The 17,572-nt window shown below is 67.4% G+C and carries 16 protein-coding genes; 7 read left to right on the top strand and 9 right to left on the bottom strand.

The annotated features are described in order from the left end of the window. The first annotated feature begins 11 nt into the window (after nucleotides 1-11). The 4 genes from mdlC to AC1RVY_RS07605 all read left to right on the top strand — a co-directional run bounded on the left by mdlC (nucleotide 12) and on the right by AC1RVY_RS07605 (nucleotide 3,740). Nucleotides 12-1,634, top strand: a complete 1,623-nt coding sequence (mdlC, locus tag AC1RVY_RS07620) for a benzoylformate decarboxylase (RefSeq protein WP_492254889.1) — start codon at nucleotides 12-14, stop codon at nucleotides 1,632-1,634. A gap of 95 nt (nucleotides 1,635-1,729) precedes the next feature. Next, nucleotides 1,730-2,731 (top strand): Bug family tripartite tricarboxylate transporter substrate binding protein, encoded by a 1,002-nt coding sequence (locus tag AC1RVY_RS07615; protein WP_492254888.1) that lies wholly within the window; start codon nucleotides 1,730-1,732, stop codon nucleotides 2,729-2,731. A 141-nt stretch (nucleotides 2,732-2,872) separates the two neighbouring features. Next, nucleotides 2,873-3,286 carry a nucleoside diphosphate kinase regulator gene (gene rnk / locus AC1RVY_RS07610; protein WP_218293920.1) on the top strand — a complete coding sequence of 138 codons (414 nt, stop codon included), beginning with the start codon at nucleotides 2,873-2,875 and terminating at the stop codon, nucleotides 3,284-3,286. A 73-nt stretch (nucleotides 3,287-3,359) separates the two neighbouring features. Next, a complete protein-coding gene (locus AC1RVY_RS07605) occupies nucleotides 3,360-3,740 on the top strand; it encodes a hypothetical protein (RefSeq protein ID WP_218293919.1) in 381 nt (126 codons plus the stop codon). A 65-nt stretch (nucleotides 3,741-3,805) separates the two neighbouring features. Here AC1RVY_RS07605 and AC1RVY_RS07600 read toward each other — a convergent pair whose 3' ends face one another. After that, nucleotides 3,806-4,924 carry an acyltransferase family protein gene (locus AC1RVY_RS07600; protein ID WP_369641918.1) on the bottom strand — a complete coding sequence of 373 codons (1,119 nt, stop codon included), beginning with the start codon at nucleotides 4,922-4,924 and terminating at the stop codon, nucleotides 3,806-3,808. Nucleotides 4,925-5,112: 188 nt separating this feature from the next. Here AC1RVY_RS07600 and AC1RVY_RS07595 point away from each other — a divergent pair, with 188 nt between their 5' ends. From AC1RVY_RS07595 to AC1RVY_RS07585, 3 genes are read left to right on the top strand one after another with little or no spacing between them, the layout of a single operon-like run. Further along, complete coding sequence (locus tag AC1RVY_RS07595) at nucleotides 5,113-5,706, top strand: GbsR/MarR family transcriptional regulator (protein ID WP_369641917.1); 594 nt, start codon at nucleotides 5,113-5,115, stop codon at nucleotides 5,704-5,706. A gap of 4 nt (nucleotides 5,707-5,710) precedes the next feature. Beyond that, complete coding sequence (locus AC1RVY_RS07590; protein WP_492806053.1) at nucleotides 5,711-7,078, top strand: cytochrome ubiquinol oxidase subunit I; 1,368 nt, start codon at nucleotides 5,711-5,713, stop codon at nucleotides 7,076-7,078. Between the two features lie 16 nt (nucleotides 7,079-7,094). After that, nucleotides 7,095-8,096, top strand: a complete 1,002-nt coding sequence (locus AC1RVY_RS07585) for a cytochrome d ubiquinol oxidase subunit II (RefSeq protein WP_370628452.1) — start codon at nucleotides 7,095-7,097, stop codon at nucleotides 8,094-8,096. A gap of 94 nt (nucleotides 8,097-8,190) precedes the next feature. Here the strand turns inward: AC1RVY_RS07585 and AC1RVY_RS07580 are convergent, their stop codons facing one another. The 8 genes from AC1RVY_RS07580 to AC1RVY_RS07545 all read right to left on the bottom strand — a co-directional run bounded on the left by AC1RVY_RS07580 (nucleotide 8,191) and on the right by AC1RVY_RS07545 (nucleotide 17,570). After that, nucleotides 8,191-9,327 (bottom strand): ABC transporter substrate-binding protein, encoded by a 1,137-nt coding sequence (locus tag AC1RVY_RS07580; RefSeq protein ID WP_218293914.1) that lies wholly within the window; start codon nucleotides 9,325-9,327, stop codon nucleotides 8,191-8,193. A gap of 210 nt (nucleotides 9,328-9,537) precedes the next feature. Further along, a complete protein-coding gene (locus AC1RVY_RS07575; protein WP_218293913.1) occupies nucleotides 9,538-10,491 on the bottom strand; it encodes an NAD(P)H-dependent flavin oxidoreductase in 954 nt (317 codons plus the stop codon). 137 nt (nucleotides 10,492-10,628) lie between these two features. Beyond that, on the bottom strand, nucleotides 10,629-12,419 hold the full coding sequence (locus AC1RVY_RS07570; RefSeq protein ID WP_218293912.1) for an acyl-CoA dehydrogenase: 1,791 nt from the start codon (nucleotides 12,417-12,419) through the stop codon (nucleotides 10,629-10,631). Between the two features lie 70 nt (nucleotides 12,420-12,489). Next, nucleotides 12,490-13,422, bottom strand: coding sequence for an electron transfer flavoprotein subunit alpha/FixB family protein (locus tag AC1RVY_RS07565; protein ID WP_218293911.1), 933 nt, complete (start codon nucleotides 13,420-13,422; stop codon nucleotides 12,490-12,492). Further along, nucleotides 13,423-14,172 carry an electron transfer flavoprotein subunit beta/FixA family protein gene (locus tag AC1RVY_RS07560; protein WP_218293910.1) on the bottom strand — a complete coding sequence of 250 codons (750 nt, stop codon included), beginning with the start codon at nucleotides 14,170-14,172 and terminating at the stop codon, nucleotides 13,423-13,425. Between the two features lie 220 nt (nucleotides 14,173-14,392). Next, on the bottom strand, nucleotides 14,393-15,721 hold the full coding sequence (locus tag AC1RVY_RS07555; protein WP_218293909.1) for a mechanosensitive ion channel family protein: 1,329 nt from the start codon (nucleotides 15,719-15,721) through the stop codon (nucleotides 14,393-14,395). Nucleotides 15,722-15,732: 11 nt separating this feature from the next. Continuing rightward, nucleotides 15,733-16,524: an enoyl-CoA hydratase gene (locus AC1RVY_RS07550; protein ID WP_218340659.1), complete on the bottom strand. Its 792-nt coding sequence runs from the start codon at nucleotides 16,522-16,524 to the stop codon at nucleotides 15,733-15,735. 140 nt (nucleotides 16,525-16,664) lie between these two features. Further along, the gene (locus AC1RVY_RS07545) at nucleotides 16,665-17,570 is read right to left on the bottom strand and encodes a histone deacetylase family protein (RefSeq protein WP_255591329.1); all 906 of its coding nucleotides are present in this window, start codon (nucleotides 17,568-17,570) and stop codon (nucleotides 16,665-16,667) included. Between the last annotated feature and the right edge of the window lie 2 nt (nucleotides 17,571-17,572).

The raw sequence follows: 17,572 nt of genomic DNA, 5'->3' as shown, positions 1-17,572 counted from the left end.
CGCCACGCCCCATGCTCCAGGCTCTCCCCAAGAACACGGCCCCTGCCGCGCCCGCCCCCTCCAGCCGCCCCACGGTGCGCGAGGTGGTGCTCGACCTGCTGCGCGGCTTCGAGATCAACACCATCTTCGGCAACCCCGGCTCCACGGAGCTGCCGCTGTTCCTCGACTTCCCCAGCGACTTCCGCTACATCCTGGGCCTGCAGGAATCCGTGGTGGTGGGCATGGCCGATGGCTATGCGCAGGCGAGCCACAACGCCGCCTTCGTGAACCTGCATTCGGCGGCCGGCGTGGGCCATGCGATGGGCAACATCTTCACGGCGCACAAGAACCGCACGCCCATGGTCATCACGGCCGGCCAGCAGGCGCGGTCCATCCTGCCGTTCGACCCGTTCCTGTTTTCGGGCCAAGCCACCGAGCTGCCCAAGCCCTATGTGAAATGGAGCATCGAGCCCGCCCGCGCCGAGGACGTGCCGCTGGCCATCGCGCGCGCCTACTACATCGCCATGCAGCAGCCGCGCGGGCCGGTGCTGGTGTCCATCCCCGCGGACGACTGGGACAAGCCCTGCGAGCCGCTGCAGGCCCGCACCGTGAGCACCGGGTCGCGCCCCGAGCCCCGCGTGCTGCAGGCCATCGGCGACGCACTGGACGCCTCGCGGCGCCCCGTGTTCGTGGTGGGCGCCGCCGTGGACCGCGACCGCGCCTGGGACGACGTGCTGGCCCTGGCCGAGCGGCACAGCGCCGCCGTATGGATCGCCCCCATGTCCGGCCGCTGCGGCTTTCCGCAGGACCACCGCCTGTTCGCGGGCGTGCTGCCGGCCATGCGCGAGAAGATCGTGTCGCTGCTCGGCGGCCATGACCTGGTCTTTGCGCTCGGCGCCGCCGCGTTCACCTACCACGTCGAAGGCTTCGGGCCGCACGTGCCCCCCGGCGCGCATCTGGTGCAGCTGATCGACGACCCCGGCACGGCCGCCTGGACGCCCGAGGGCACCTCGGCCGTGGGCAGCGTGCGCCTGGGCGTGCAGGATCTGCTCGCACGCCCCGCGCCCGCCGGGCGCGACCTTCCCCCCGCGCGCGCCGCACGGCCGCGCGCGGAGCCCTCCGCCCTGATGAGCGTGCCCTATGTGATGCAAACGCTGGCCGAGGTGCGCGAAGCGGCCTCCATCGTGGTGGAGGAAGCCCCCAGCTCCCGCGCGGCCATGCACGCCTACCTGCCCATCCTGCAGAGCGAGACCTTCTACACCATGTGCAGCGGCGGCCTGGGCTACGGCCTGCCCGCCGCCGTGGGCGTGGCGCTGGCCAGGCCCGACCGCAAGGTCATCGGCCTCATCGGCGATGGTTCGGCGATGTACTCCATCCAGGCGCTGTGGAGCGCCGCGCAGCTCGAGCTACCCATCACGTTCATCATCCTCAAGAACCGCCGGTACGCGGCGCTGCAGGAGTTCGCGCCCACCTTCGGCTTCCACGAGGGTGACAAGCTGGAGGGCACCGACCTGCCGGACCTGGACTTCCTGGCGCTGGCCCGGGGCCAGGGCTGCGATGCCGTGCGCGTGAGCGACGCCAGCGAGCTGCCGGACGTGCTGCGCACGGCGCTGGCCCATCCGCGCGCCATCCTGGTGGAGGTGGACGTGGCCTGACACGACCGCCACGGCGAGCCCCGCCATCCCTTGGTTTCACCCCGCAAAAGAAGCACACAAGACCCGGCACGCCCGGGCCACACCTGGAGACAAGCATGCATTCATTTCCCCCTCGCACCACGCGCCGCCTGCTGGGCGCGCTAGCCCTGGCCGGCGCCGCGTCCAGCCTGCTGCTGCTGCCCGCCGCGGCACGCGCCGACACCTGGCCCGGCAAACCCATCAAGGTGGTGGTCAATTTCCCGGCGGGCGGCGCGGCGGACCAGATCGCCCGCGCGGTCACGGTGCCGCTGCAGGCCGCGCTCGGGCAGCCCGTGGTGGTGGAGAACCGGGGCGGCGCCGGCGGCAACATCGGCGGTGAAGCCGTGGCCAAGTCGCCGGCGGACGGCTACACCCTGCTCATGAGCTCGGGCGGCATGGTGTCGGTCAACCCGCACCTGTACCCCAAGATGCCGTTCGACCCCGCCAAGGACCTGGTCCCGGTGGCCGCCGCGGCGCGGGTGCTGGTGTTCCTGGAGGTCCGGCCCACGCTGCCGGTCAACAACATCCAGGAGTTCCTGAAGTACCTCAAGGCCAACCCCGGCAAGCTGACCTTCGGCACGCCGGGCAACGGCAGCTCGCCGCACCTGGCGGCCGAGATGCTCAAGGCCCAGGCCAACGTGTTCGCGGTGCATGTGCCCTATCGCGGCGCGGCCCCCGCCATGCAGGACCTGCTGGGCGGGCAGGTGGACTTCATGTTCGACCCCGGCATCGGCCTGCAGCACGTGAAGGCGGGAAAGCTCAAGCTGCTGGCGGTGGGCAGCTCCAGGCGCTCGCCGCTGTTCCCGGACGTGCCCACGCTCGAAGAGGTGGGCCTCAAGGGCTTCGATGCCGATACCTGGTTCGGCTTCTACGCCCCGGCTGGCACGCCGCCCGAGGTGGTCAGCCGCCTGAACCGCGAGATCAACAAGGTGCTGGCCACACCGGCCGTGAGGGAGCGCATCGCGGCACTCGGAGGCGTTCCCGCACCGATGTCCCCGGCCGACTTCAACGCCCGTGCATCCATCGACAGCACACGGTTTGGAGCGCTGATCAAGGCGCGCAACATCCAGGGGGATTGACCCTCCGGGCCCCCAGCGCCGTCCCCACCGGGGGAAACGGGCGGGCCGCCGTGGGGCCGCCCCGAATGACCGTGCGCGGCAGTGCGAGATTGGCGATGGTCTACAGTCCCGCGCTTTGCAACACACCACCGAGGTACCGCCATGGCGCGCAAGCCCCAGATCATCCTGTCGTCCCTGGACGTTGACCGCATCGAGGCCCTTCTGGCAGCCATTCCGGCCAGCGTCTTTCCGGGCAAGGCCGAACTGCAGGCGGAGCTGGACCGCGCCGACGTGGTGGCCCCGGAAGAAATCCCGCCGCACGTGGTCACGATGAACTCCACCGTGCAGTTCTCGATCCTGGAGACGGGAAAGGAGTTCTGCCTGACGCTCGTCTACCCCCGCGACATGGACGGCAGCGCGGACCGGATCTCGATTTTCGCGCCCGTGGGCAGCGCCCTGCTGGGCCTGTCCGTGGGCGACGAACTCGCCTGGCCCGGCCCGGGCGGCAAGTCGATGACGGTGCGGGTGAAGGACCTCCTGTACCAGCCCGAAAGCGCGGGCGAACTCCACCGCTGACCGCGCGACGAAACGTCGCCTGGCGGCACCACGCTTGGTGCCACCGCCACATGCAGTGACAATGGCATCCGCCATGACCAGCCCGCCTCCACCCCCCGACAACCCGCTCATCGAAACGTTCGACCCGGACTCGACCGTCGCCTTTCAAAGGCGGATGGAGCGCGCGCCGGAATGGTTCTGCTCGTTCCTGGCCGGCAACAGCCGCGAGAAGAGCCGCCTCAAGCGCGAGATGGCCACGATGAAGGGCTCGGTGGTGTGGCTGGTGCAGCAGCGCCGCCAGGGCAACTGGACCGCCGACGAACGCACGCACCTGCGCGATGTGATGCGGTCGGCGTCTTCCGTCAGCCCCTACCTTTTCATCTGGGTGATTCCTGGATCGATGCTGATCCTGCCCTTCATGGCCTGGTTCCTCGACCGCCAGCGCAAGCGCCGGGAACGCAAGCTGCGAGGCTGATTGCGCCAGGTGCCGCCGCGCGGCACCTCAGGGGTTTGCTGCGGCCCTCAGAACCTGTTCCTGCCTCATGCCCAGTTGCTGGATACCGCCACCAGCATGCCCGCCCCCACCAGCCCCATCTGCCAGCGCAAGGCCGTGGTCCAGGAGGGCACGTGGCGCTCCACGCGCAGATACAGCTGCCGCCCCGCCGCCAGCGACAGCACGAACGCCAGCAGCATGCCCAGCGCGTTGGGCACCGGCGATGCAGGCCACAGGTGGCTGACCACCGCGTTCACGAGCAGGCACACCGCGAAGTGCACCAGGAACACCGAGTACGACATCTGCCCGAGCTGCACCAGCGGCCCCACCCCGCGCCATGACCGCACGCCTTCCGAGCGCAGGGCGGCCACCAGGCACAGCGCCGTCGCCAGGGCCACCAGGATGCGGCCACGGTGGTCAATGGCCAGCGCAACGCCCCCGAGCAGCACCATCGCGGCGAGCCAGCCCCACGCCTGGCGCGCCCGCACGGCCCAGTAGGCCAGCATGCCCAGCCCGTACGCGCCGAAGAAATACACGGCCCACATGTCCAGCTCGGGCATGCGGTTGAACACCCACAGCGACAGGGCCACGCCCGCCACGATCGCGCCCTGCGCCAGCCGCGCCGCATGCCGCCGAGCCCAGGCGCCAGGCAACGCGCGCGCTCCGGCCCATGCCAGCACGCTCACCGCGAACAGCTGAAAGTCGATGGCCACGTACCAGACGCCTGCGGAAAGCGCGCTCTCGCCGACGATGTCCTGCAGCAGCAGCGCGTTGGCCAGCAGCTGCGCCAGGGTGGGCTCGTCCGGCACGGAAGCGTGCTCCATCCACGGCCGCACCAGCGCGGCCACCACCACCGTCAGCAGCAGCGCCACGGCATAGGGCACCACCAGCCGCACGAAACGCCTGGCGATCGCGTGGCCTGCGTGGTCGAAGCGCGGCACGCCCTGCGGCGCCAGGCTGGCGGCGGCCAGGTAGCCGCCGATCACCAGGAACACCTGCACCGCCATGCGGCCGTAGTCGTACAGCCAGGCGATGAGCCCCGGGGCCAGGGGCTGCGCGATGTCCGACATGGGCCCGTAGAAGGCCAGGTGGTGCCAGACGATAGCGATGCATGCCAGGCCTTTGGCCATGTCGATGACGGGCGTGCGGGAAAGGGAAGAGGACATGCTGCGGCAGGTAGTGGGCAAGCCGTGCGCCTACAGGAACACAGCCCAAAACCCTCTATTGTCGCCGTCCTTCGGATTCGATGCTGGTCGCCCAGGTGTCTTGCCGGATAACCCAGCCCTGCAGTCCACAATTTCCTGAATTTTCAGTATTTACTGAAAATTCAGGAAATGAGGCACAATCGGTGTCCATGACCTACATCAATCATCTGCCACCCCTGAACCGCCAGTTCGTCGCCCACTTTGGCGAGATGGGCAGCCGGTGGGGGATCAACCGCACCGTGGGCCAGATGTATGCGCTCATCTTCCTGTCGCCGCGCCCGCTCAACGCGGACGAGATCGCCGAGACGCTGGAGTTCTCGCGCTCCAACGTGAGCATGGGCCTCAAGGAGCTGCAGGCCTGGCGCCTGGTCAAGCTGAGCCACCAGCCCGGCGACCGGCGCGAGTACTTCGAGGCGCCCAAGGACGTGTGGGAGATTTTTCGCGTGCTGGCCGAGGAGCGCCGCCGCCGCGAGATCGAGCCCACGCTGTCGATGCTGCGCATGGCGCTGCTCGAGGAGCCCGGATCGGACGAAGAGCGCCATGCCCAGGAGCGCATGCGCGACATGCACGAACTGATCGACCGGCTCATGACCTGGTTCGACGACGTGCAGCGCCTCGCGCCCGAGACGGCGATGCAGCTCATGGGCATGGGCACCGCCGTCACCCGCGTGCTCGAATTCAAGGACCGGCTGACCGGCAAGGGCGGCCCCGCCAAGGGCAAGAGCAACCACCAGGGAGCCTGAAACCATGGACACCTTCATGCTGTCGCGGATCCAGTTCGCCGCCAACATCAGCTTTCACATCCTGTTTCCCACCATCACCATCGCGCTGTGCTGGTTCCTGGTGTTCTTCCGCTTGCGCCACTCGGCCACGCGCGGCACACCGGCCGCGCCGGGCTGGGAGCAGGCCTACTATTTCTGGACCAAGGTGTTCGCGCTGACCTTTGCCATGGGCGTGGTCTCGGGCATCACGATGAGCTTTCAGTTCGGCACCAACTGGCCGGGCTACATGGAGCACGTGGGCAACATCGCCGGGCCCCTGCTGGGCTACGAGGTGCTCACGGCCTTTTTCCTGGAGGCCACCTTCCTGGGCATCATGCTGTTCGGCCGGGGCCGCGTGTCCGAGCGCATGCACCTCGTCGCGACACTCATGGTGGCGTTTGGCACCACGCTGTCGGCGTTCTGGATCCTGAGCCTGAATTCCTGGATGCAGACCCCCGTGGGCTACGAAATCATCGACGGCAAGTTCCACGCGGTGGACTGGCTGGCGATCGTCTTCAACCCCTCCTTCCCCTACCGGCTGGGCCACAAGCTGCTGGCGTCAGCCCTGACCGCGGGCTTTCTCATCGCCGGGGTGAGCGCCTGGCAGCTCGTCAAGGGCACGGCCACCGAAGGCACCCGCAAGGCCCTGCGCACCGCCGTCGCCGCCGTCGCCATGGCGATCCCGCTGCAGATCCTCATGGGCGACATGCACGGCCTGAACACGCTGGAGCACCAGCCCGCGAAGATCGCGGCGATCGAAGGCATCTGGCACACCGAGCGGGGCGCGCCCCTCACGCTATTCGGGCTGCCCAACGAAAAGGAAGGCCGCACCGACTACGCCCTCCAGATCCCCAAGGCGGCGAGCCTGATCCTGGCGCACGACATCGATGCCGAGCTCAAGGGCCTGAACGAGTTTGCTGGCGCCCATCCCCCCGTGGCGCCGGTGTTCTGGGCGTTCCGCGTGATGGTCGGCGTGGGCATGCTGATGCTCGCGGTCGCCTGGGCGGGTGCTGTCGTGCTGTACCGCCGCCGCAGGCACGACCTGGCCACCCTGCCCCGGCCCATGCTGTACGCGCTGGTGGGCATGACGTTCTCCGGCTGGATGGCCACCCTGGCCGGCTGGTACGTGACCGAGATCGGCCGCCAGCCCTACCTGGTCTATGGCCTGTTCAAGACCGCCGACGCCGTGGCGGCGCATCCTCCGGCGATGGTGGCCTCCACCCTGGCCGCCTACCTCACCGTGTACGTGCTGCTGCTCGCGGCCTACATCGGGGTGATCAAGTACATGGCGGAGCACTCGGCCATGCCGGTTCCCGCCGTGGCGCCGCCCGCCGCGCCACCCCATCCGCTGTAAGGAGGACACCATGGAAATGACCCTGGCCCACACCCTGCCCCTGGCGTTCATGGCCATCATGGGCCTGGCGCTGCTCGCCTACGTGATCCTGGACGGCTATGACCTCGGGGTGGGCATCCTGCTGCCCTTCGCGAGCGATGCGGAAAAGGACGTCATGGTGTCGAGCATCGGCCCGTTCTGGGACGCCAATGAAACCTGGCTGGTGCTGGGGGTGGGCGTGCTGCTGATCTGCTTTCCGATGGCCCACGGCGTGGTGCTGTCCGCCCTGTACCTGCCCGTGGCCGTGATGCTGGTGGGCCTGATCCTGCGGGGGGTGGCGTTCGACTTCCGCGTGAAGGCCCGCGATTCGCACAAGACGGCCTGGAACCGCCTGTTTGCCGCGGGCTCGCTGGTCACCACCCTGGCCCAGGGCTGGATGCTGGGCGCCTATGTCACCGGCTTCCAGAACGACACCTGGGGCCTGCTGTTTTCCACGGGCATCGCCATCACCCTGCCCGCGGCCTACGCCATGCTCGGCGCCGGCTGGCTTCTCATGAAAACCGACGGCGCATTGCAGCGCAAGGCTGCCCGCTGGGGCCAGGGGGCCCTGTGGCCCATGGGGTTTGCGCTCATGGGCATCTCGCTGGCCACGCCGCTGGTCAGCCACACGGTGTTCGCCAAGTGGTTCGTGCTGCCCGAACTGTTCGCCCTGCTGCCGATACCGCTGGCCTGCGTGGCCGCCTTCTTCGCCATCCGCCACGTGCTGGCCACGCCCCGCGTGGTCGAGGCGGGCTATGGCTGGATCGTGTTCGCGGCCACGGTGCTGATCTTCGTGCTGGCCTTCTTCGGGCTGGCCTACAGCATCTATCCGTACATCGTGATCGACCGCCTCACGGTGTGGCAAGCCGCCAGCGCACCGGAGTCCCTCGCGGTGATCGGCATCGGGGTGGCCATCACGCTGCCGGCCATCATCGTCTACACGGTCTTCATGTACCGGGTGTTCTGGGGCAAGGCGCGGGAGCTGACCTACGGGCTGTGACACGCGCCCAGGCCCGCTGCCAGGGCGCCGTGGCCCGCCCGCAGCACGGGCGGCTTCCCCCTGGAGGCGGGCGCGCTGCGCCCCAGATATGGGATCAATACCGCAAGCTGCCCTCGGCATCCACGATGGCCAGCTCCACATAGGTGGAGCCGTTGTGGCTCCTGGGCGAATACTTGACGTTGAAGCGCCCGAACGAGATATCGCCCGCATCCTCCATGGTCTTGATGAAGGACTCCGTGCTCAGGTTGCGCCCGGTGCGGCGCAGGCCCTCCACCAGCAGCCGGGCGTGCACGAAGCCCTCGAACTGCGAGGCCGACGGCTGGGCGCTTGGTGACTTGGCGCGCAGAAGGGCCAGGTACTCGGCCACCACGGGCACCGTGGTGCTGCGCAGCGAGGGCATGATCTGCGCCAGGATGATGCCGCGCGCCTTGTCCTTGAGCTCGCGGTGGATCACGTCCATGCTGGCCACGGAAAACCCGTAGTACGCGGGCCGCGCCGCCGTGGACTGCACCGCCTTGATGTAGCTGGTGAACGTGGTGCCCGCCGTCGCCACGATGACGGCCTGGGGCTGTGCCTTGTCGGTGGCCTGCGCGGCGGCCGCGAAGTCGGGCTGCTTGGGGTCGACCTTGATCTCGGCGACGAAGGCGAGCTTTTCCTCCTCGGAGGCTTTCTTGAGCTCGGCCAGCAGCGTCTTGCCCAGGCCGTCGTCCTGGTAGAACACCGCCACGCGGCTGATGCCCTGGTGGCGCAGCTGCGAGACGATCTTGCCGGCCTCGCTGGCGTAGCCGGCCCGCACGTGAAAGACATAGGGATTCAAGGTTTCCCGAAACGCCGAGGCCCCCGTGACCGGCCCGAACAGCAGCGTGCGGTGTTCCTTGACCAGGGGCAGGATGGCCGCCGTCTGCGCCGTGCCCGTGCTGTTGTAGATCATGAAGACCTTGTCGTTCTCCAGCAGCTGGCGCGTGTTCTCCACGGCTTTCTGGGTGTCGAAGCCGTCGTCCAGCGTGGTGTAGCGGATCATGCGGCCGTGCACGCCACCCTGCGCGTTCACGGCGTCGAACATCAGCCGCGACCCTTCCCCATACTGCGCGGTCTGAGCGCCGAGCGGCCCGGAGAGCACGGCGGACGCGCCCAGGCGGATCTCGTCGCCGGTCACGCCCTCATTGCGGGCGTGCGCCCCCTGGCTGGCACAGAGGGCCAGCATCAGCCCCAGCAAACATGAACGAAGCATGGCACCTTCCCCGCGACGATGACGGACGGCGCCACACGACGCGGCACCCATCTGGTTATTAATCATCATCATTGTCCACGGCATGCGCTGCCGTCCATTGAGGGTTTGCCCTGTCGCGACCAGCCCACACCCGCCCCACGGGGCTGCACAAACGGCTGCGCCCGCAGCGCATGGCACGCTGCGGGCGCACAAGGCAGGCCTCGCCGGGGATCAGAGCTTCAGGCGCGCCCGGGCAGCCTCATACTCCGCGCGCAGCCGGGCCACCAGCTCGGCGGTGCTGGTCACCGCATTGATCGCGCCAATCCCCTGGCCGCAGCCCCAGATGTCCTTCCAGGCCTTCTTCGCGTCGCCGCCGAAGTTCATCTTGCTCGGGTCCGATTCGGGCAGGTTGTCGGGGTCCATGCCCGCCGCGCGGATCGACGGCGCCAGGTAGTTGCCGTGCACGCCGGTGAACAGGTTGCTGTAGACGATGTCGTCCGAGCTGCCTTCCACGATGGCCATCTTGTAGTCATCGCTGGCGCGGGCCTCGTGCGTGGCGATGAAGGCCGAGCCGATGTAGCCGAAGTCCGCGCCCATGGCCTGCGCCGCCAGCACCGCGTCGCCGCTGGCGATGGAGCCGCTGAGCGCGATGGGGCCGTCGAACCACTGGCGGATCTCCTGGATCAGCGCAAACGGGCTCTTCACGCCCGCATGGCCACCCGCACCGGCGGCCACGGCGATCAGGCCGTCGGCGCCCTTTTCAATCGCCTTGTGCGCAAACTTGTTGTTGATGATGTCGTGCAGCACCACGCCGCCCCAGGCGTGCACGGCCTGGTTCACGTCCTCGCGCGCGCCCAGGCTGGTGATGATGATCGGCACCTTGTACTTGGCGCACACCTGCATGTCGTGCTCCAGCCGGTCATTGCTCTTGTGCACGATCTGGTTGATGGCGAAGGGCGCGGCGGGCTTGTCGGGATGGGCCTTGTTGTAGGCCGCCAGGGTCTCGGTGATCTCGGCCAGCCATTCATCGAGCAGTTCGGCGGGGCGGGCATTGAGCGCGGGCATGGAGCCCACCACACCCGCCTTGCACTGCTCGATCACGAGCTTGGGGTTGCTGATGATGAACAGCGGCGAGCCGATGACGGGGAGCGACAGGTTTTGCAACACGGGAGGCAGTTTGGACATGGCGACAACTTCCTGAACAGGTTTTTGGATGAAATAGGGCTCTAGCGCTTATTCATCAAGCGCTAGCAGCTATCATTTTTATATCAATGAGCTGCCCGCTCTGCGGGCAGTCAGTCTCCTCACAACACGCTCAACCTTCAAAAGGCGTCCAGCGCCAGTTCGGTCACGCTGGCGGCGCCGTCCACGATGCTGTCGCGCAGCCCCGGTGCCTTCACCAGGATGTGCTCGGCATAGAACTGGGCCGTGGTGATTTTTGCGCGCATGAAGGCTGCGTCCTGTCCCTTGTGCAACAGGTCCTGCGCCACCAGCAGGCTGCGCGCCAGCTGCCAGCCCGCCACCACGTTGCCTGCCAGCATCAGGTAGGGCACGCTGCCCGCGAACACGGCGTTGGGCTGGGCCTTGGTGCCACCGGCCACGAAGTCGATCACGTCGAGCAGCGCCTTGCGCGCGGCCGTCAGGCGCCTGGCCACGGCCAGTGCGGCCGGGGTGCCGCTGGCCAGCAGCTCGCCTTCGGTGGTCTCGATCTGCGCGGCGATGCCCTTGGCCACCTGGCCCCCATCGCGTGCCGTCTTGCGGCCCACGAGGTCATTCGCCTGGATGGCGGTGGTGCCTTCGTAGATGGTCAGGATCTTGGCGTCGCGGTAGTACTGCGCGGCGCCGGTTTCTTCGATGAAACCCATGCCGCCATGCACTTGCACGCCCAGGCTGGTCACCTCCAGGCTGGTCTCGGTGCTGTAGCCCTTGACCAGCGGAACCATGAATTCGTAGAAGGCCTGGTTCTGCTTGCGCGTCTCGGCATCGGGGTGGTGGTGGGCTGCGTCGAACGCGGCAGCGGCCACGGTGGCCATGGCGCGGCAGCCCTCCACGGTGGCGCGCATGGTCATGAGCATGCGCTTGACGTCAGGGTGGTGAATGATGGCGGCGCTGGCGTTGATGCTGCCGTCCACGGGGCGGCTTTGCACGCGGTCCTTGGCGTACTGAACGGCCTTCTGGTAGGCGCGCTCGGAGATCGCGATGCCCTGCATGCCCACGGCGTAGCGGGCTGCGTTCATCATGATGAACATGTATTCGAGGCCCCGGTTTTCCTGCCCCACCAGGTAGCCCACGGCGCCGCCGTGGTCGCCGAACTGCAGCACCGCCGTGGGCGATGCCTTGATGCCCAGCTTGTGCTCGATGCTCACGCAATGGGCGTCGTTGCGCGCGCCCAGGCTGCCGTCCTGGTTGACCATGAATTTGGGCACCACGAACAGGCTGATGCCCTTCACGCCATCGGGCGCGCCCGCCACCCGTGCCAGCACCAGGTGCACGATGTTCTCGGCCATGTCGTGTTCACCATAGGTGATGAAGATCTTGGTGCCGAAGATCTTGTAGGTGCCGTCGGGCTGGGGTTCGGCACGCGTGCGCACCAGGGCCAGGTCCGAGCCCGCCTGGGGTTCGGTCAGGTTCATGGTGCCAGTCCATTCGCCGGTGACCAGCTTTTCAAGGTAGGTGGCCTTGAGCTCGTCACTGCCCGCGGTGAGCAGCGCCTCGATGGCGCCGTCGGTGAGCAGCGGGCACAGCGCGAAGCTCATGTTGGCGCTGTTGGTCATCTCGATGCAGGCCGCGCCGATGGTCTTGGGCAGGCCCTGGCCACCAAAGTCGGCCGGATGCTGCAACCCCTGCCAGCCGCCTTCGCCGTACTGGCGGAAGGCTTCCTTGAAGCCGGGGGTGGTGGTGACGACACCGTCCTTCCAGCTCGATGGGTTTTTGTCGCCTTCGAAATTGAGCGGAGACAGCACCCCTTCATTGAACTTGGCGCACTCTTCCAGCACGGCGGCGGCCGTGTCCAGCCCTGCGTCTTCAAAGCCGGGGATCTGGGCGATCTGTTCAATGTTGGCCAGGTGCTCGATGGCGAACAGCATGTCCTTGAGGGGTGCGGTGTAACTCATGGATGTCTCCGGGAAATTTCGTCAAAAAAAAGGCATCGCAAGCGATGCCTTTGTATGCACAGGGGCGTTCTTACAGGGCCTTGACCAGCTCTGGCACCGCCGTGAACAGGTCGGCTTCCAGGCCATAGTCGGCCACGCTGAAGATCGGTGCCTCGGGGTCCTTGTTGATCGCCACGATCACCTTGGAGTCCTTCATGCCCGCCAAATGCTGGATCGCTCCCGAGATGCCGGCGGCGATGTACAGCTGCGGCGCCACGATCTTGCCGGTCTGGCCCACTTGCCAGTCGTTCGGGGCGTAGCCCGCGTCCACCGCGGCGCGGCTGGCGCCCAGGGCCGCGCCCAGCTTGTCGGCCAGCGGGGTCATCACTTCGTCGAACTTTTCCTTGCTGCCCAGCGCCCGGCCACCGGAGACGATGATCTTGGCGGCGGTCAGTTCGGGGCGGTCGCTCTTGGCGATCTCGCTGCCCACGAAGCTGCTCTTGCCTGCATCAGCGGTAGCAGCAGCGGTTTCGACGGCGGCCGAGCCACCGGTGGCGGCTGCGGCGTCAAAGCCGGTGGTGCGCACGGTGATGATCTTCACGCTGTCGGCGCTTTGCACGGTGGCGATGGCGTTGCCCGCGTAGATGGGGCGCTCGAAGGTGTCGGCGGCGACCACCTTGGTGATGTCGCTGATCTGGGCCACGTCGAGCTTGGCGGCCACGCGGGGCGCCACGTTCTTGCCGCTGGCGGTGGCGGGGAACAGGATGTGGCTGTAGTTCGAGGCGATGGCCAGGACTTGCGCGGCGACGTTTTCTGCCAGGCCGTGTTCCAGGCCGGGCGCGTCAGCATGGATGACCTTGGCGACGCCAGCGATCTGGCCCGCGGCGGCAGCGGCAGCGCCTGCATTGTGGCCGGCGACCAGCACGTGCACGTCGCCACCGCAGGCCACGGCGGCGGTCACGGTGTTCAGGGTGGCGCCCTTGATGGACGCGTTGTCGTGTTCAGCAATAACGAGTACCGACATTTAGATCACCTTCGCTTCGTTCTTGAGTTTCTCGACCAGGGCGGCCACGTCGGCCACCTTCACGCCCGCGCCACGCTTGGCGGGCTCGGTGACCTTCAGGGTCTTCAGGCGCGGAGCCACGTCCACGCCGAGGTCTTCGGGCTTGACGGTATCGAGCTGCTTCTTCTTGGCCTTCATGATGTTGGGCAAGGTGACGTAGCGGGGCTCGTTCAGGCGCAGGTCGGTCGTGATGACCGCTGGAAGGGTCAAGGCCAGGGTTTCCAGGCCGCCGTCCACTTCACGCGTCACGCTGACCTTGTCGGCCGACAGTTCGACCTTGCTGGCGAAGGTCGCCTGGGGCAGGTCGGCCAGGGCCGCCAGCATCTGGCCGGTCTGGTTGGCGTCGTCGTCGATGGCTTGCTTGCCCAGGATCACAAGGCCGGGCTGCTCCTTGTCCACCAGGGCCTTCAGGATCTTGGCCACGGCGAGAGGCTGCAACTCGACGTCGGTTTCCACCAGGATGGCGCGGTCGGCGCCGATGGCCATGGCGGTGCGCAGGGTTTCCTGGCACTGGGCCACGCCACACGAGACAGCGATGACTTCGGTCACCAGGCCTTTTTCTTTCAGGCGCACGGCCTCTTCGACGGCGATTTCGTCAAAGGGGTTCATGCTCATCTTCACGTTGGCGATGTCCACACCCGTGTTGTCCGACTTCACGCGGACCTTCACGTTGTAGTCCACCACGCGCTTGACAGGGACCAAGACCTTCATTGCTGCGGCTCCTAGATAGAGTTGGTTGAATTGACGTTTACGTAAACTAGAACATTCTATGCCGCACTGCAACGAAAGCGCTACGGGGCCGGAACACAGACCTCACGATTCCAAAAAAAGAACGATCGTGCTTTTTATCGATTATAGGCGAGTGCACCGGGCGCCTGTCTAGAGTCTGCTGTCGCATGCGGCACCCCCGTTCGCGGCCCCCGGGGCCCGGTCACCGCGCGGTGGCAGCCCCAGGCGCCGCTGGCGCGCCGGGTGACAGAGCCGCCGCCAGCCCCCCTTCGACCTGCACGTGCATGACCCGCTGGGGGTAGGGAATCTCGATCTGGTGGGCGCGCAAGGCGCTCAGGATGGCGCGGTTGATCTCCGAGCGCAGGCCCAGTGAGCCGTTCTCGGGGTCGGCGATCCAGAAGCCGACCGTGAACTCCAGCCCGTCGGCCCCAAACGCCGAGAGGGCCACGCTGGGGGCGGGATCGCGCAGCACCCGGCTGCTGGCCAGCGCGGCGTCCGCGAGAAGCCGGGTCACCAGGTCCACATCGCTTTCGTAGGCCACGCTCACCACGGTCGACAGCCACACGCGGGGGTCGGCCAATGACAGGTTTTCCACCCGCTGGGTGATCAGCATTTCATTGGGCACGATGGACTCGCGCCCCGTGGACGAACGCACCACGGTGTAGCGCGCATTGATGTTGGTGATGCGGCCTTCGAAATTGTCGACGCGCACGTTGTCGCCGATGCGCATGCTGCGCTCGGCCAGGATGACGAACCCGCTCACGTAGTTGGACGCCAGCTTCTGCAGGCCAAAGCCGATGCCCACGCCCACGGCACCACCCAGCACCGACAGCGCCGTCAGGTCGATGCCCACGGCCGACAGCGCCATGATGAGCCCGACGAAGATCAACAGCGCCCGCACGGCATTGCTCACCGCCTTGCGCAGCGACAGTTCCGCCCCCGTGGCCGAGCGCAGAAGGCGCGACTCGATGGCGGCGGAGATCCACAGCGCGATGAGCAGCACCGCACCGGCGGTCAGCGCGCCTTCGATGATGGTGCGCACCGACAGCGTCGCGCCCCCTACCTTCCAATGGATCTGGTCCAGCTCCTCCAGCACCAGCGGCAGCAGTCCCGTGACCCAGAGCACCATGCCCAGCCAGGCCAGCCAGGAGATGGAGCGTTCGATGGGCCGCACCCAGGCAGCGTCCGGGTATGCCACCTGCAGCACCTTCACGCCAATGCGGATCACCACCAGCGCCACCAGCACCGGGATCGCCAGCTTGAAGGCGGCCAGCGCCACCCAGTGGTGCAGCAGCGTGCGCGCCACATAGGCCAGGCTCAGCAGCACCAGCGGAAACAGCGCGCCATCCACGATGCGGGTGCCAAACAGAATGGAGCGTGGATCGCCCCGGTGCAGGCCCCGCTGCAGCAGCGAGACCAGGCCCCAGGCCAGGGCGACGCACCCCGCCAAGGCCGCCAGCTCCACCAGCACCGTCGGGCTGAGGAAGGACTGCACCCACAGGCCCACATCGTCGAGCATCGGCTTGTCCATCGTGGCGATCCTCAGCGCTTCCAGCGGGGCTGGCGTTTTTCCGCAAAGGCGCGCGCGCCCTCCTGCGCGGCCTCGTCCATCATGTTGGTGGCCATGGCCTGGCCCGCCAGCTGGTAGGCGGCATCCATGCCCAGCTCGCGCTGCTGGTACACCAGCGCCTTGCCCATGGCCACGGCCACGCGGGGCTTTTGCAGGATGGACTGCACCAGCATCTCCACCTCGGCGTCCAGCGCATCGGCGGGCACCACGCGGTTCACCAGGCCCTGTGCCAGCGCGGTGGGGGCATCGATGAAATCGCCGGTGAGCAACATTTCCATCGCCCGCTTGGCTGGCACATTGCGCACCAGCGGCACGCTGGGCGTCGCGCAGAACAGGCCGTAGTGGATGCCGCTGGTGGCAAAACTCGCGCTGTCGGCCGACACGGCCAGGTCGCACTGCGCCACCAGCTGGCAGCCCGCCGCCGTCGCCATGCCCTGCACCCTGGCGACCACGGGCACGGGCAGCTTGTGGATGGTGAGCATCATGCGGCTGCATTGCGCAAACAGCTTCTGGTAGTACGCCAGCTCCGGGTTCGCCGCCATGTCCTTGAGGTTGTGCCCGGCACAGAAGGCCTTGCCCGCTGCGGCCAGCACCACCACGCGCACAGATTCGTCGCGGTGCGCTTCGTCCAGCGCCTGTTGCAGGGCTGTCAGCATTTCAGAGCCCAACGCATTGAAGCGTGCAGGGTCGTTCAAAGTGAGGGTGATCACACCGCGCGTATCACGGGTGATCAGCAGCAGCTCGTCAGAATTCGGAATCGTCATGTTGTTTCTCCTGTGCACAGCAATGCGAGGGGCGTTTGAAACAGGCGCGCATGAGGCCAGTGCCACCGTGGAACTGGCTTCGCCAGGCCACGGGTGGCGTCCCCCTCAGGGGGAAGACGCCGCAGGCGGCTCAGGGGGAGTCAAAGATCAGCCAGGACGCGCAAATGCGCCTCCACACTGCGCGCCAGCGGCCCCATCACATAGCCGCCCTCCAGGCACGACACGATGCGGCCCTGGGAATAGCGCCGCGCCACGTCCTTGACCCGCTGGGTGATCCAGGCGTAGTCCTGCTCGGTCAGGCCCAGCTGGCCCATGTCGTCCTCGCGGTGGCCGTCGAAGCCGGCGGAGACGAAGATCATCTCGGGCTTGAAGGCCTCCAGGCGCGGCATCCACATCATCTCGATGATCTCGCGGATGTCCATGCCACGGGTGTACGCCGGCACGGGCACGTTGACCATGTTGGGGGCCGGGTCCTGGTCGCCGCTGTACGGGTAGAACGGGTGCTGGAAGATGCTGACCATCAGCGCGCGCGGGTCGCCCGCCAGGATGTCCTCGGTGCCATTGCCGTGGTGCACATCGAAGTCCACCACCGCCACGCGCTGCAGGTTGTAGCGCTGCAGCGCATATTTGGCGGCCACCGCCACGTTGTTGAAGAAGCAAAAACCCATGGCCTTGTCGCGGCACGCATGGTGCCCGGGCGGACGCACGGAGCAAAACGCGTTCTCGACCTCGCCGGCCATCACCGCATCGGTGGCGGCCAGCGCGGCACCCGCGGCGCGCAGCGACGCCTTCCAGGTGTGGGCGTTGATGGAGGTGTCGGTGTCGATCTGCGCGTAGCTCGGGCCGCCCGCCATCAGCTCTTCGTTGAGCCGGTCGGACAGGCCCCGCAGCGCCGCGATGTGCATGCGGCCATGCGCCAGCTCGATGTCGGCCAGCGAGGCCTCGGGGGCCTCGTAGCGCTCCAGCGCATCGCCCACCCCGGTGACCAGCAAGCGGTCTTCGATGGCATCGAGCCTTTCGGGGCATTCTGGGTGGCCCGGGCCCATCT

The sequence above is a fragment of the Acidovorax sp. GW821-FHT11A03 genome (assembly GCF_058809075.1).
This window is presented reverse-complemented; position numbering and strand designations above follow the sequence as displayed.